The organism is Gemmatimonas phototrophica, from assembly GCF_000695095.2.
Classification (GTDB): Bacteria; Gemmatimonadota; Gemmatimonadetes; order Gemmatimonadales; family Gemmatimonadaceae; genus Gemmatimonas; species Gemmatimonas phototrophica.
In genome coordinates this window covers 723,969-737,402 of the sequence record NZ_CP011454.1, presented here as the reverse complement: position 1 = coordinate 737,402, position 13,434 = coordinate 723,969, and the positions used below count along the sequence as shown (strand labels likewise).

Below are 13,434 nucleotides of genomic sequence, written 5' to 3'. Positions count from 1 at the left end.
ACACCTGCGGCAGTGCCGGGAGCGAGGCGAGTTCCCCAAACCCCTCCACGGAGTCGCCGGGACACGGCAGCAGGCCGGCGACTCCGTGCCGTTCACCCACCCCAGGTGCGTACGATCGACAGTAGCCGCCACTCTTTACCGACCTGCCGGAACAGGTATGCCGCCCCCCCGCGGTTGGAGCCGTCTACCTGAACGCCTCCCAACTCCTGCGGGCGACGCACGCCCACCATGGCGTACCCTTTCCAGAGCACCATGGGCGCCACGACGATGTACCGGAGCTCCGCCGTGGGATTCTTGCTCCCGACCGCCGCAAAGAACTCGTCGCGCACCCGCAGCTGCCCCTCGGGGCCGAAATACGCCTTCACCCGCGGGCGCGGCGCATTGGGGAAGTCCATGTCCGTGAACCCCGGAACCACGAACGTCACCGTATCGCCCATGGCCGGCGACGGCAAACACCCCGGTCCGGCCGGATCGGGCACTTCGCCGGTGAGCCCGGTGGCAATGGCCTGGCGCGTTTTGGCGGTACCGGCCACATCCCAGTTGGGACGGTCAATACCCGCTTCCCACCCCACCACGACCCGCAACAGCGCGCGCGCCTCGGGCGTATTGAGCGGACTCCCCGCTCCACGCCCTACAACCATTCGCTCCATGTCCTCGGCCAGCACCTGCACCGAATCGCGGCCGCCGGGGGTGGTATCGCGCGGGAAGACCCGCAGCGCGCCCGGCGAACACCGGTCGCCCAGATCGGCCCAGTCGGCCTTGCGCAGATAGCGCGCCCGCAGCGTCGTCAGACGCCCCACGGCCCACCGTTCGTCGTCGGCCAGCTTGCGCAGCACGATGGCGTTGCTGTCCATCGGCGCCTTGGGGACGGTTTTCGCCGCCGACGGCTTTGCCGCCGTGCCCTGCTGCGCCCGTCCCGATGCGGGGCTGAACAGCCCAACGGCGCACACCACACCCATCGACCATGCTTGTACCACGCCCTTCATAACACCTCGCAACCGTCCGGGACCGTCAGGGAATCACGTGGTCGCGGTGCGATCCAACGCAGGGCGATCCAACGCTGAGCGATTGAGGGCGACGCGCGCCTGCGCCTCGCGCCGCACGGCCGCCTGCGCGGCCTCGGCCGCTTCCGCCGCTTCGTCGGCCGCGTCTTCCGAATGTTCTTCGGCCAGTTCTTCGGCCTCTTCGGCTGCCGCCTCGGCGTCGATCGCGCGACGCTCGGCCTGGTACCGCTCATACCACTCGCGCGTCACCTGCCCCGCCAGATCGCGGTTGCCCAGCCCGAAGGAGAGCGACAGTGCCAGCGCCACGGCGCCAAAGAGAATGGCAAAGGCGGTGGTCACGATTTCGGTGGCAATGCCCAGCTCCTGCAGGGCCATGAACACCGCCAGCACAATCACACCGCCACGGCCAATGCGAGCCAGCCACGGGCCGCCGTGCAACCCGCCGGCCGACGCCATAATCAGCCCGCCCACAAAACCGCCCAGCACGATGCCGAGAATGATGATCACGATGGCCGCGATCACGCTCGGGATATAGCTCATGAGCTCGGTGAATACATTGGCCAGCGAGTCGAGCCCAATGGCGCTGGCGGCAATGAGGAGCACCGCGAACATCACCACCCAGAAAAGCAGGTTGGCAATGACCTTGGCCGGGTTGAGATGCGACCCCGACCGCTCCACGGCCTGCAGCACGCCTCCGCGTTCGAGCAGCTGGTTGAAGCGCATGCGGCGCAGCAGGCGCGCGGTGCCCTTCTCCACCACCTTCGCGACGAGATAGCCGGCGAAGAGGATGACCAGCGCACCAAATAGCGCCGGCACGAACTCGCCGAGCAGCGCAAAGCTCTGTTCGAGCCGCTCGGAGAAGGTGCTGGTCACGGTCCCGGCGCCAGAGCCGTCCTGCGTTGCCGCGGTGGCAACGAGAAGGGTATCAGAAAGCTGCTGCAAAGCGGTCAGTTGGAGATGTGGGTCCTACGAACGTGCGAGCCACGTGGGCGCGAGCACGTCACCAACGGTGATTTCTGACCTAACGTTAGTGCGATTGCTGTCGTTTTCCACTGGTTCGTGCAATGTCACAACCTCGTGCCGCGGCGCACATCAAAAATGGCGCTGCGTTTGCACGACGGACACAGCAGCCATTCGCGCTGACGATGATAACCCAGGCCGAAAGAGCCACCACCAAGAGGCCGGTGCGTCATGCGTACCGTACAACGCGGGCACTCGGGCATCCCGCCCCCCTGCACCACGACTCGCATGGCTTTCTCTTCGTCAGGGGTAAAACGGGCGTTGGCGCCGGCCGGTTTCGCCGACGGAGTGGCCGAGTTGGCAGACGGGTCGTCGGGCGGAGCGCCGTTGGCGCTGGAATCGTTGGCGGCCACAGGGTTACCCCTCCGGCACCAGCCGAATGACCACCTTGCCGAACTGCGCCCCTGAGGCGAGGCGGGCGTAGGCTTGCGGGGCGTCCTCGAGGGTCCACACCGAGTCCACCGGGGGCTGCAGCGACCCGTGCCGGAAGAACTCCGTCATGGCGTCGAATTCGGCGTCGTTGCCCATGGTGGAGCCCATGAGGGTCCACTGGTTCCAGAACATGCGGCGCACGTCGACCTGCACAATGGGGCCACTGGTGCCGCCGCAGGTCACCAGCCGGCCGCGTCGGCCGAGGGCAATGAGCGACTGCGGCCAGGTGGCTTCCCCCACGCTGTCGATCACCACATCCACGCCCCGCTTGTTGGTCATGGCGCGAATGGTTTTGCCCAGCTCCGGCTCGCGATGGTCAAGCCGATGGTCGGCGCCCACCAGCATGGCGCGTTCGAGCTTGTCCGGGCTGCTGGAGGTGACCCACGCGGTGGCGCCGATGTGCTTGCAGATCTGCAGGGCGGCGAGCGCGACCCCGCCGCCAATGCCCCAAATGAGCACCTGTTCGCCGGGGCGCACCTTGGCGCGCGTGACGATCATGCGCCAAGCGGTGAGCGTGGCCAGCGGGAACGCCGCGGCCACATCCCACGGCAGCCAGTCGGGAATGATGCGCACGTTGGCTTCGGGCACCACCACGTAGTCGGCAATGGTGCCCGGGTAGTGCTCCCCCAAGACGCCAAAGGAGAGACAGAGCGGCTGGTCGCCGTCGCGGCAGTACTCACAGCGGCAGGTGCGGTCTACCACCCCCGGGTTGAGAATCACGCGGTCGCCCACCTTGACCGAGGTGACCGCCGAACCCACCGACTCCACAATGCCGGCGCCATCGGAACCCAGGGCCCAGCCGGGCTTCACCTTGGAGCCGGGGATCCCCTGCAGCACCCACAAGTCCAGCCGGTTGAGCGCGGCGGCATGGATACGCACGCGGACGCCATCGGTGGCGTGCACCGACGGGCGAGGCAGGTCGTCACGGACGACCAGCTGCTCGGGGCCGCCATGGGCGGTGAAGGTGAGGGCCCGCATGGTGTGGAAGAGGCTCATACGCCGGAATCTAGTAAGCCGGGAGCAATTCCTCCTGACCGCTCCATATATTCAAGGCTCGCTCCCTACATCGATCCACTTCAGGTTCCGCTCATGTCGTCCATCAAGGTTCCCCCCCTCGGCGAATCGATCGTCGAGGCGACTGTCTCGCGCTGGCTCAAGAATGTTGGCGACGCCGTGGCGGTTGGCGATTCGCTGATCGAACTCGAGACCGACAAAATCACCGTCGAAGTGCCGGCCCTGGAGGCCGGCGTCCTGACGTCGCGCGCGAAGGGCGAAGGCGATGTGGTGGCGGTGGGCGACGTGCTCGGTGAGCTCGGGGCCGGCACGGGCGCGGGAGCGGCTGCTCCGGCTGCGGTGGCTGCCCCGGCAGCGGCACCTGCTCCTGCCGTGACAGCACCGGCCGCTGAGGCCAAGGTGTCACCGGCGGCGGCCCGCCTGGCCACGGAAAGCGGTATCACCCCGGCCGACGTGGCGGGTACGGGGCGCGGTGGGGTGGTGAGCAAGGCGGATGTGATGGGCGCGGTGGCGGCCACGCCGGCCGCTCCGGCCGCACCCGCTCCAAAGGCGCCGGCCCCCGTGGCCGCCGCGCCGGCCGTGAGCGCCGGCAGCCGCGAGACGCGCGAAAAGATGACCACGCGCCGCAAGCGGATTGCCGAGAACCTGCTGCAGTCGCAGCAGTCCACGGCGCACCTGACGACGTTCAACGAGATCGACATGACGGCCATTACGGCCCTGCGTGAGCGACTCAAGGAACGCGTGGAGAAGGAGCAGGGCGTGAAGCTGTCGTTCATGCCGTTCTTTGCCAAGGCGGCCACGCTGGCGCTCAAGGCGTACCCGGTGGTGAACGCGCAGATCGATGGCGACACGATTGTCTACAAGCACTATGTGAACATGGGCATCGCCGTCGCCAGCGACGGCGGGCTCGTGGTGCCGAACATCAAGGATGCCGACACCAAGAGCATTGTGCAGATCGGCAAGGACATTGGCGCCGTGGCCAAGCGGGCGCGCGACGGCAAGCTGTCCATGGATGATCTGACCGGCGGCACGTTCACGATTACGAACGGCGGCGTGTTCGGCTCTTTGATCTCCACGCCTATCATCAATTACCCGCAGGTGGGCATTCTGGGGCTCCACAAGACCCAGGATCGCCCCGTGGCCATTGATGGCAAGGTGGAGATTCGCCCCATGATGTACGTCGCGCTCAGCTACGACCACCGCATCATTGACGGGCAGCAGGCCGTGCTCTTCCTCGTGCGCTTCAAGGAGCTCATGGAAGACCCGGGGGCGATGCTGGTGTACTGAGGGTTTTCAGAACTGAAGACTGAAAACTTCGACTGACGACTGACAACGTGAACTGACAACTGATCACTCCTGGCCCCGGCTGGGAGTTTTCAGTTTTCAGTGGGAGTTTTCAGTCGTCAGTTTGAGTTTTCAGTTGTCAGTTTTCCAAAATCCACCCCCAAATGCACCACGACGCCCCTAAGCGTTTCCGCCGGGACGTCGGGCTTCGTTAACAGACGTTTTCAACGCGAAGGTTGGGGCCGTTGCTAACGATAGGATTGGTAACAGCGAGATTCGTGCCGTCAAGTACAGGACGCGCGACTGTGACCCGGGTAACAAATGGACGGCAGATACTCACGACCCAAAACTCGAACCCAGAACCCGGAACTGATCAGTTCTGGGTTCTGGGTTCGGGTTCCGGGTTATGGGTCTCACTGCCCCAGACCGGCATTTCAGCTTTCACCGGTTAGCGCAAACCCAGAACCCGTTCGACAGTGACGGTCCCCCCATTATCTTGCAATCCATGACCTCCCCCAACATCCAGACCGCCGACGTGGTCGTCCTCGGTGGCGGCCCCGGTGGCTATGTGGCGTCCATTCGCGCCGCGCAGCTCGGGCTGACTGTCACCTGCATTGAAGCAGATACGACCCTCGGCGGCACGTGTGTCACCGTGGGCTGCATTCCGTCCAAGGCGCTGCTGCAAAGCAGCGAGCATTACGAGTGGCTCCGCCTGCACGCCGCCGAACATGGCATCAAGGTGGATGGCACCGCGGTGGACCTGCCGGCCATGATGGCGCGCAAGACCGACGTGGTGGCGCAAAACACCAAGGGCATCGAGTTCCTGTTCCGCAAAAACAAGGTGACCTGGGCGAAGGGCTGGGGCACGCTCAAGCCGGGGAACGTGGTGGAGGTGCAGGCGGCCGACGGCACCATCACCGCCTGGCAGGGCAAGTCCGTCATTCTTGCCACGGGGTCAGTGCCGGTGCAGCTGCCGTTCCTCCCCTTCGATGAGCAGCGCGTGCTCTCCAACGTGGGCGCGCTCACCATTCCCGAGGTCCCCAAGCACCTCATTGTGGTGGGCGGCGGCGTGATTGGGTTGGAGCTGGGCTCCGTGTGGCGTCGGTTGGGCGCCAAGGTGACGGTGGTGGAATACGCGCCCACCATTCTTCCTGGCAACGATGACGACATCGTGAAGGAAGCCGACCGCATCTTCCGGAAGCAGGGACTGGAGATCCACACGGGCACCAAGGTCACCGGGGCCGACGTGCGCGCCGACGGCGTAACCGTGCACGTGGAAAAGAACGGCGCGGCCTCAAGTATTGAAGGCGACTACGTGCTGGTGTCGGTGGGACGCAAGCCGGCGCTGCGCGGGGTGGACCCGGCGGCACTGGGACTCGCCATGGGCCAGCGCGGCGAAATTCTGGTGGACGACCAGCTGCGCACCAACCTGCCGGGCGTATATGCCATTGGTGATGTGGTGGGCGGCAAGCTGCTCGCGCACAAGGCCGAAGAAGAAGGCACCATTGCTGCCGAAGTGATTGCCGGCAAGCCGGTGCACATGCACTACCGCACCATGCCCGGCGTGGTGTACACGTGGCCCGAGATTGCCACGGTGGGACTCACCGAGCAGGAAGTGAAAGCCAGTGGCCGTGCCTACCGCGTGGGCAAGTTTCCCTTCAGCGCCAACGGTCGCGCGCGCACCATGGGCGAGACGCAGGGCTTCGTGAAGTTCATCGTGGACAAGAGCACCGACGAAATTCTGGGGTGCCACATGCTCGGCCCGCACGTGGCCGACAACCTCGCGCAGGTGGTGCTGGCCATGGAGTACCGCGGCAGCGCCGAGGACATTGCGATCACGGTGCACTCGCACCCCACGCTGAGCGAGACCGTGAAGGAAGCGGCGCTCAGTGCGCTGGGGAGAGCGATTCACATGTGAAACCCGAACCCGTCACTCGAACCCAGAACCCGGAACTGATCAGGTGCGGGACGTGGGTTCGAGTTTCGAATTGACGGTTCGGCAAAGAGAAAAACGCCGCCGGGTTTCCCGGGCGGCGTTTTTCACATCGAACGGCAGCAGACTCAGTCCGCCAGCGGCGCCTTTGCTGACAGCGCGGCCATGATGTTGGCCGTGAAGTGAGCCGGGGCCTTCACCTGACGCATCGTGTCGGTGTCCTTGGCCACGCGGGCCCAGAACTCCACTGCCTTGTCGTTTTCTGCGCGGGCTTCCATTTCGGTCGCCTCGCCATCGAGCCACATCTGAACCGTATCAGCCGCCGTGTCAGCCGCGGAAACGCCAGGAAGGGGCACTTCGCGATCCGCCAGGGGACGCTCAGCAGACACCGCCGCATCGCGAGAATCGCGAGCTTTGGGATTCAGATTTTCGTGCGATTCGTGTCGGTCGAGCATCACGCGTATTTCTCCTCGAGCAGGGCCTGAAGTGCTTCACGTGCCCGATGCACGCGCATTTTCAGGGCGCCAACTGTAGTACCCAGGAGGTCCGCCATTTCTTCGTAGGAGCGACCTTCAACATGCTTCATGATGAAGGCTTCCCGAAGAGACGGCGCCAGCTGCGAGAGTGCTGCATCGAGATCCTGCCGCAGTTCCGTGCGGTCGAGGTCCTCATCGGGACTCGCGAAGCCAGAGGGCTGGTCGTCTTCGTCGTAGCTCAGGTGCGTGCGCCGAATGTTCTTCAGCCAATCCTTGCACCCGTTTGCAACGATCCGGAACAACCAGGCATCGAAGCGACCACGGACTTCACCGAGATGGTGATAGGCCTTGATGAACGATGTCTGAAGAATGTCCTCGGCGACGTCAGGGCTGCCCGTCATGCCAAGCGCATGTCGATACAGCGGATCACTGTACCGGCCAATCAGCAACGCGAACGATTCGCGATCTCCCGCAAGGACCCGGGAGATGACGTCTTGATCGTTATCGACGTCGTTTGGTGGGATTTCGGATTCCGTCATAGTCACGGCGCTAGGATAACGCCGATCGGACGGGTTTGACACCCCTGCCGCACAACCTCGACCCGGAACTTGCGTTCCGTTGATCGCGACACCTGCTGAACGTCTCGCGGAAAAGACGAAGGGGAGACAAAGAGGTCACAGCGATATCACAGATTTTGTGTGGAGGGTCACGTCAGTTTCTCGAATGAAGCCCAGCGTTTTTCCCGCACCGTAACGCTGTGTTCGCCACAAAAGGGCGGCTCGAAGCGAACCCGACCATTCCACAGTGGAGGCATGCCAACGCGTGCCGCGTCGGTAACGCTGAAAGGTACTTCATTGAGCGATTCCGTGACGGCTTCGCGTGCCGATCGCACCACGCCGCAGGGCACCCCGACGGCGGTGAGTCGCTCCATCCAGTGGGCCGCCCCAGCGGTCCGAAGCTGGGCCGCGATGGTGGCAACCACATGGTCGCGCTGGGCCAGCCGGCCGGCGTTGGTGGCGAGCGCCGGGTTATCGCCGAGCGTTGGGAGATCGAGCGCCTGCATGGCCGCCGTCCATTGACTGTCGGCGCCGACCGCAATGACCACCGGACGGTCGGCGGTCTGGAAGAGCTGGTAGGGAACCAGATTGGCGTGGGCGTTCCCCCACCGCCGGGCCTCCTGCCCGCTGACCAGGGTGTTTTGCGCCACATTGACCAAGGCGGCCAGCGCGCTGGACTGCAGGGTGACGTGCACACGGCGCATCGAGGCCGGGAGCCCGCTGGCGCCTGCCCGCTCGCGCGCGGCGAGAGCGGCCAGGATTCCGATCGCGGCGTCCTTGCCGGTGGTCACATCGACCATGGCCACACCGACTTTCATGGGATCGCCCTCGGGCTCTCCAGTAATGGCCATCCAGCCGCTTTCGGCCTGGACCACGAAGTCGTAGCCCGGGCGATCACTGGCGGGCCCGAACCCGGAGATAGTGCACCAGAGCAATTGCGGATACTGCGCCAGTAACGCGTCAGCATCAATGCCGTTTCGGGCGAGTGCCCCGGGCATGAAGTTCTCGACGACGACATCGGCTTCGCTGATGAGGTCGAGAATGAGGGCACGATCGATCGGATCGGCGAAATTGGCGTCGAGGGAGAGCTTGTTGCGATTGGCGCTCAGGAAGTAGGCGGACTGTCCATTTTCCGCAAAAGGCGGCCCCCAACCGCGAGTATCGTCGCCGGCGCCGGGGCGTTCGACCTTGATGACGGAGGCGCCAAGGTCGCCCAGCATCATGGAACAGAGCGGTCCGGCCAGCACCCGGGAGAGATCGAGGACCCGTACGCCAAAAAGTGGCAATGTCACGTTAGTGTTTTTATAGTGTTCTTATAAATACTCTTTGGAGTGCCACGATCTGGAGACAATTTGCGCATTTCATCTATCTTATGAGTTTGGAGCGGAGTGGGTCGCTGCGCAATTATATGAGCGTATCGCCGGGAAAGCACGTGCTACGCCTTGCATAGATGACTGAAAATCATATAGTTACCCCCGTTCCGGTGGACGCGGACCACTCGGGTGGCAACTGTACGACTCCCCCGAATTCCGTGAAGCGACCACCTCGACCTCCATGTATGGCGGAAGGAGTGCGCTCCACCTATGGCCGATTTGCCCCAGGCTGACGACGAAACCCTCGCGGAAGGCGACGCGCCGGCATCTGCCCCAGCGCCGCGCCGCGGCCCCGGGCATCGTGCGGCGGACGCCCGCGATACCGCAGCGGAAATGGCCGCGCGGGCCCATGAGATCAGTCTCGAAGCGGGTAGCCGGATGGCTGGCGCTATGCGTGACGTTGTTGGTGCGGCCGCTGGCCTCAGCAGCTTTGTTATCGAGAGTGCGCGCGATCTGATCAACTACATGGTCCGCCGTGGCCAGATGAACCAGGACGAAGCCGACGCGCTGATTGCGCAGGCCGAGGCCGCGTACATCGCCAAACACGGCGCGCTCCCTGCCCCGCAGCCCAAGGCGGCGCCCCCCAAGCCGGTCCCGCTGGGGCAGATGCCCAAGGCGGTGCAGGCCCCGGCAGCAGCGGCCGAAGCGGCCCTCGAAGCCCGGGCGGCCATGCGTATCGAACCGCAGAAGCCGTCGGACAAGGTCACCTTTGCGCCGTTGCCCCCCAAGCCCGCGCCCAAGCCAAAGCCGGAACCCAAGGTTGAGGCCAAGCCGGAACCCAAGGTAGAAGCCAAACCAGCCGCCAAAGCCGCGCCGGCAGCCAAGGCGGCCCCCGCACCGGCGCCCACCAAGAAGGAAGCAGCACCGGCGGCAGCAAAGGCTCCGGCCAAGGCGGCACCAGCGGCGAAGGCTCCGGCCAAGGCCGCGCCGGCCGCCAAGGCAGCACCTGCGGCCAAGCCAGCCGCAAAGGCGGCTCCGGCCAAGCCCGCGGCCAAGGCTCCGGCCACCAAGGCTCCGGCCAAGCCGGCCGCCAAGGCCCCGGCCAAGGCTCCTGCCAAGAAAGCGCCCGCGAAGAAGAAGTAATCCGACGTGATCGTCGCGTCGGCGCCAACCCGCCTCGACTTCGGCGGAGGGTGGACAGATGTCCCTCCCTTCCCCGAAGAGCGAGGCGGGTTTGTTTGTAACCTGGCCATCGAACGGCGGGCGACGGTCACACTTCATGCGTCGTCGTCCGACGAACCTGCACCAGCGCCTGATCCGCTGGTCGCGGCCGCGCTGCGACGGGCGGGGATGACCAACGTCCGCGTTGCGATCGCCAGTGACTTTCCGGTTGGCGCAGGGTTGGGTGGCTCATCGGCCGCTGGTGTGGCGCTGCAAGCAGCGATTGCCGCGGCGCAGCACCAAGCCCCCACCGCGCACGCCTTGGCTGAGGCGAGCCGCGCCACTGAGGTGGACGAGCTGGGAGTGGCCGGTGGATTCCAGGATCATTTCGCGGCGGCCTATGGTGGCGCCCTTGCCTTGACGTTGGGACGCACGCGGGTGGCAACGCCGATCCCCCTGTCCCAGGTCGCCATCGCCGCCCTCGAAGCACGCCTCACGGTGATCTACACCGGGGAATCGCGCATTTCGGCGCAAACCATCACCGCGGTGCTTGAAGCCTATCGCGATCGGGTACCGCGCGTGGTGCAGGCGCTGGATCGCATGGCCCAGCTGGCGCGCGAGATGGCTGAAGCGCTGCACGTGGGCAGTGTGTCCGATCTGGCGGCGTTGGTGGATGAACACTGGACACACCAGCGATCGCTGCATCCGGCCATTACCACCGCACGCATTGATGCCATTGAACACGCAGTGCGCGCCGCTGGCGCCACAGGGTTCAAAGCCCTCGGCGCAAGCGGCGGCGGCTGCGTGGTGGCGCTGTCGCCAGTGGGAGTGGCCGCAGGCGTGCGTGCCGCCGTGGCGGAATTAGGAGAGGTGCTGCCGTGGCGCGTAGCGCGAGCAGGGGTGCGGGTTGAGGCTGGTGGTGCGGTGGCCGGGTAGCGGCAACGGCTGCCGGGGAAACAGCGACGACTGCCGGGACAGCAGCATGAGCTACGGCATGACAACAGCATGAGCACTGCGGAATAGCGGATGAGCAGCACAGTGACAGCGGTGCATTTTCTGTTCGTTGCTTTGTCATGCTGTTGTCATGCTGTTGTCATGCCGTAGCTCAGGCTGTTGTCGCGCCCGCAGGGCGCCCGGCTGTTGTGGTCCCCCAGCCTCCGGCACACATCCAGCGATTGCCTCGCCCCCCCGACTCGTGTTGCACAACAGCGACGCCCCGCGCTAGACTGCGGGTGTGCCCTCACGTTTTCCGCTCGATCCGGTTGCGCTCACGGAAGCGCTCGTTGCGATAGACTCGCGGAACCCCAGCCTGGTGGCCGGTGCGCCCGGAGAACAGGCGTGCGCGGCGTTTCTCGCTGAGGTCCTTGAAGGGTGGGGATGTGCCACGACGCTCACCGAGGTGGAGCCCGGTCGCAGCAACGTTGTGGCGCGCATTGGTCCGGCCGGCGTGTCACCGCTGGTGCTCAACGGGCACCTCGATGTCGTAGGCGTTGACGGCATGACGCACGACCCGTTCACGCCGGTCACGCGCGACGGCAATCTGTACGCGCGAGGCGCGACGGACATGAAAGCGGGCATCGCCGCCATGTGTGTGGCCGCGGCGCGTGCATCTGCCGCTGGCACGCTGCGCCGTGAAGTGATCATCGCCGCCGTCTGCGATGAAGAGTTTGCCAGCATTGGCACCAAGGCGCTGCTCGCCGATGGGCTCACGGCGACCGGCGCCATCATTACCGAACCGACAGGCCTGGCCGTGGTGCCGGCGCACAAAGGCTTCGCCTGGCTGGAAGTGCTGGTGCGTGGACACGCGGCACACGGCAGCCAATACGAGGTCGGGATTGATGCCAACCGCATGGCGGCGCGTTTTCTTACCGCCCTCGACACGTTCGAGCAGGAGGTGCTGACCTCGCGTATCCATCCGCTGTTGGGTCGTGCCAGTATTCATGCGCCGATTGTCGCAGGTGGTACGGGCTGGTCCACCTATGCCGAGCAGTGCCTCGTGCGCCTGGAACGTCGCACGTTGCCCGGTGAAGATGCCGCGATGGTGACCGCGGAGATTCAGGCGCTACTGGACGCACTACGGGCGCGGGATGCGCGATTCCATGCCACCTGCACCTCGGGCGGAGCGCAGCCGCCGCTTGATCTCGCGGTGGATCATGCGCTGGTGCAGACCATGCGCGCCGCGTGTGTGACGCACGGGGTGCACGGTGCCATTGAAGGGCTCTTCTGCTGGACCGATGCCGCACTCTTCGCTGAGCAGGGCATTCCGGCGTTGTGTTTTGGCCCGGGTGACATTGCCCGCGCGCATTCGGCCACCGAATGGGTGGAAGTGGAGCAGATTGCACAGGCGGCAACCATTCTGGAGACCGTCTTGTTGTCGTTTCCCCTTGGCACCACCTGATGCAGCCCACCACCGCCCAGTACGACCTGCTCGAACGTGCCATCATTGATGGCGCGCGCATCACCGTCATGCGTCGGGGCACGGAGTACGCCGTCATTCCGGAGCGCCTGCGCGTGGAGAGTGGACGCGAAGTGATTGTGGCCCGCCATCCCAGCACCGGGGCACGCCTCGAACTCGTTATTGCGGAAATCGACTCCATGGAAGCGGTGCGATGAGCGCCCGCTACCCGTTGGTGGCCGTATACGCCGACGAGTCGTGTCTGGGGAATGGCAAGAGCGGAGCAACGCCGGGGGGGCTGGGGGCGCTGATCGAGTTCCGGAAGGCCGACGGGTCCGTCTCCCGGTTTGACCTCTGGGCGTCCGAGCCGGATACCACCAACAACCGCATGGCCTTGCGGTCGGTGATCGACAGCTACGCCGCCATGTCGCGAAAGGGGAACCGGCTCTCGGTGCAGTTCACAACCGACTCGCGCTACATCGTGGACGGCATGACCAGTTGGGTGAAGGGCTGGATGGCCCGCGGCTGGCGCCGGAAAGACGGGGCGGTGGAGAACGTCGAACTGTGGCAGGAAGCCGTGGCGTCCATTGCGCTGCACGAGTCGCAGTGGTGCTGGGTGAAGGGGCATGCCGGACACCCGCAGAACGAATACGCCAATCACCTCGCCACGCGCGCCGCCGCCGAACAGAATGCGTCGGAAGGGCTGGTGCCGTCGCAGTTTGAGGAATGGCTGGCCGCGCAGGGGCCCAAAACCCGCTCACAGGCGCTGTCCCCCTTTCCCGTGGCGGAACGGTTTGTTCCCGCTCCGCCGTTACCGTCCAGTTCGGCGGCGCGTCCTTGAGGTG

Annotated in this window: 14 protein-coding genes; 7 read left to right on the top strand and 7 right to left on the bottom strand. The window is 65.3% G+C overall.

The window, feature by feature from the left end:
* Window positions 1-92: 92 nt before the first annotated feature.
* The 4 genes from GEMMAAP_RS03195 to GEMMAAP_RS03180 all read right to left on the bottom strand — a co-directional run bounded on the left by GEMMAAP_RS03195 (window position 93) and on the right by GEMMAAP_RS03180 (window position 3,452).
* On the bottom strand, window positions 93-986 hold the full coding sequence (locus tag GEMMAAP_RS03195; protein ID WP_026849393.1) for a hypothetical protein: 894 nt from the start codon (window positions 984-986) through the stop codon (window positions 93-95).
* A 33-nt stretch (window positions 987-1,019) separates the two neighbouring features.
* The gene (locus tag GEMMAAP_RS03190) at window positions 1,020-1,946 is read right to left on the bottom strand and encodes a mechanosensitive ion channel family protein (RefSeq protein WP_026849392.1); all 927 of its coding nucleotides are present in this window, start codon (window positions 1,944-1,946) and stop codon (window positions 1,020-1,022) included.
* 125 nt (window positions 1,947-2,071) lie between these two features.
* On the bottom strand, window positions 2,072-2,377 hold the full coding sequence (locus GEMMAAP_RS03185; RefSeq protein ID WP_026849391.1) for a hypothetical protein: 306 nt from the start codon (window positions 2,375-2,377) through the stop codon (window positions 2,072-2,074).
* 4 nt (window positions 2,378-2,381) lie between these two features.
* Window positions 2,382-3,452: a zinc-binding dehydrogenase gene (locus GEMMAAP_RS03180; RefSeq protein WP_053334007.1), complete on the bottom strand. Its 1,071-nt coding sequence runs from the start codon at window positions 3,450-3,452 to the stop codon at window positions 2,382-2,384.
* A 93-nt stretch (window positions 3,453-3,545) separates the two neighbouring features.
* Here GEMMAAP_RS03180 and odhB point away from each other — a divergent pair, with 93 nt between their 5' ends.
* Together odhB and lpdA are read left to right on the top strand one after the other, a co-directional pair.
* Complete coding sequence (gene odhB / locus GEMMAAP_RS03175; protein WP_026849389.1) at window positions 3,546-4,757, top strand: 2-oxoglutarate dehydrogenase complex dihydrolipoyllysine-residue succinyltransferase; 1,212 nt, start codon at window positions 3,546-3,548, stop codon at window positions 4,755-4,757.
* 502 nt (window positions 4,758-5,259) lie between these two features.
* The gene (gene lpdA, locus GEMMAAP_RS03170) at window positions 5,260-6,672 is read left to right on the top strand and encodes a dihydrolipoyl dehydrogenase (RefSeq protein ID WP_026849388.1); all 1,413 of its coding nucleotides are present in this window, start codon (window positions 5,260-5,262) and stop codon (window positions 6,670-6,672) included.
* Window positions 6,673-6,815: 143 nt separating this feature from the next.
* Here lpdA and GEMMAAP_RS03165 read toward each other — a convergent pair whose 3' ends face one another.
* The 3 genes from GEMMAAP_RS03165 to GEMMAAP_RS03155 form a co-directional block, all read right to left on the bottom strand.
* Window positions 6,816-7,145: a hypothetical protein gene (locus tag GEMMAAP_RS03165; protein ID WP_145978972.1), complete on the bottom strand. Its 330-nt coding sequence runs from the start codon at window positions 7,143-7,145 to the stop codon at window positions 6,816-6,818.
* Window positions 7,142-7,702 (bottom strand): RNA polymerase sigma factor, encoded by a 561-nt coding sequence (locus GEMMAAP_RS03160; RefSeq protein ID WP_026849386.1) that lies wholly within the window; start codon window positions 7,700-7,702, stop codon window positions 7,142-7,144. The genes GEMMAAP_RS03165 and GEMMAAP_RS03160 overlap by 4 nt, the downstream gene beginning before the upstream one ends.
* Before the next feature lie 167 nt (window positions 7,703-7,869).
* A complete protein-coding gene (locus GEMMAAP_RS03155; RefSeq protein ID WP_043580206.1) occupies window positions 7,870-9,012 on the bottom strand; it encodes a CaiB/BaiF CoA transferase family protein in 1,143 nt (380 codons plus the stop codon).
* Window positions 9,013-9,303: 291 nt separating this feature from the next.
* Here GEMMAAP_RS03155 and GEMMAAP_RS20760 point away from each other — a divergent pair, with 291 nt between their 5' ends.
* From GEMMAAP_RS20760 to GEMMAAP_RS03130, 5 genes are all read left to right on the top strand, one after another.
* Window positions 9,304-10,176: a hypothetical protein gene (locus GEMMAAP_RS20760; protein WP_053334005.1), complete on the top strand. Its 873-nt coding sequence runs from the start codon at window positions 9,304-9,306 to the stop codon at window positions 10,174-10,176.
* Window positions 10,177-10,182: 6 nt separating this feature from the next.
* Window positions 10,183-11,130 carry a GHMP family kinase ATP-binding protein gene (locus GEMMAAP_RS03145; RefSeq protein WP_145978971.1) on the top strand — a complete coding sequence of 316 codons (948 nt, stop codon included), beginning with the start codon at window positions 10,183-10,185 and terminating at the stop codon, window positions 11,128-11,130.
* 298 nt (window positions 11,131-11,428) lie between these two features.
* Window positions 11,429-12,592 (top strand): ArgE/DapE family deacylase, encoded by a 1,164-nt coding sequence (locus GEMMAAP_RS03140; RefSeq protein WP_053334004.1) that lies wholly within the window; start codon window positions 11,429-11,431, stop codon window positions 12,590-12,592.
* Entirely contained in the window at window positions 12,592-12,807 is a 216-nt protein-coding gene (locus GEMMAAP_RS03135) for a hypothetical protein (protein WP_026849384.1), read from the top strand. Before GEMMAAP_RS03140 ends, GEMMAAP_RS03135 begins: the two co-directional genes overlap by 1 nt.
* A complete protein-coding gene (locus GEMMAAP_RS03130) occupies window positions 12,804-13,430 on the top strand; it encodes a ribonuclease H family protein (RefSeq protein WP_053334003.1) in 627 nt (208 codons plus the stop codon). The genes GEMMAAP_RS03135 and GEMMAAP_RS03130 overlap by 4 nt, the downstream gene beginning before the upstream one ends.
* Window positions 13,431-13,434: the final 4 nt, after the last annotated feature.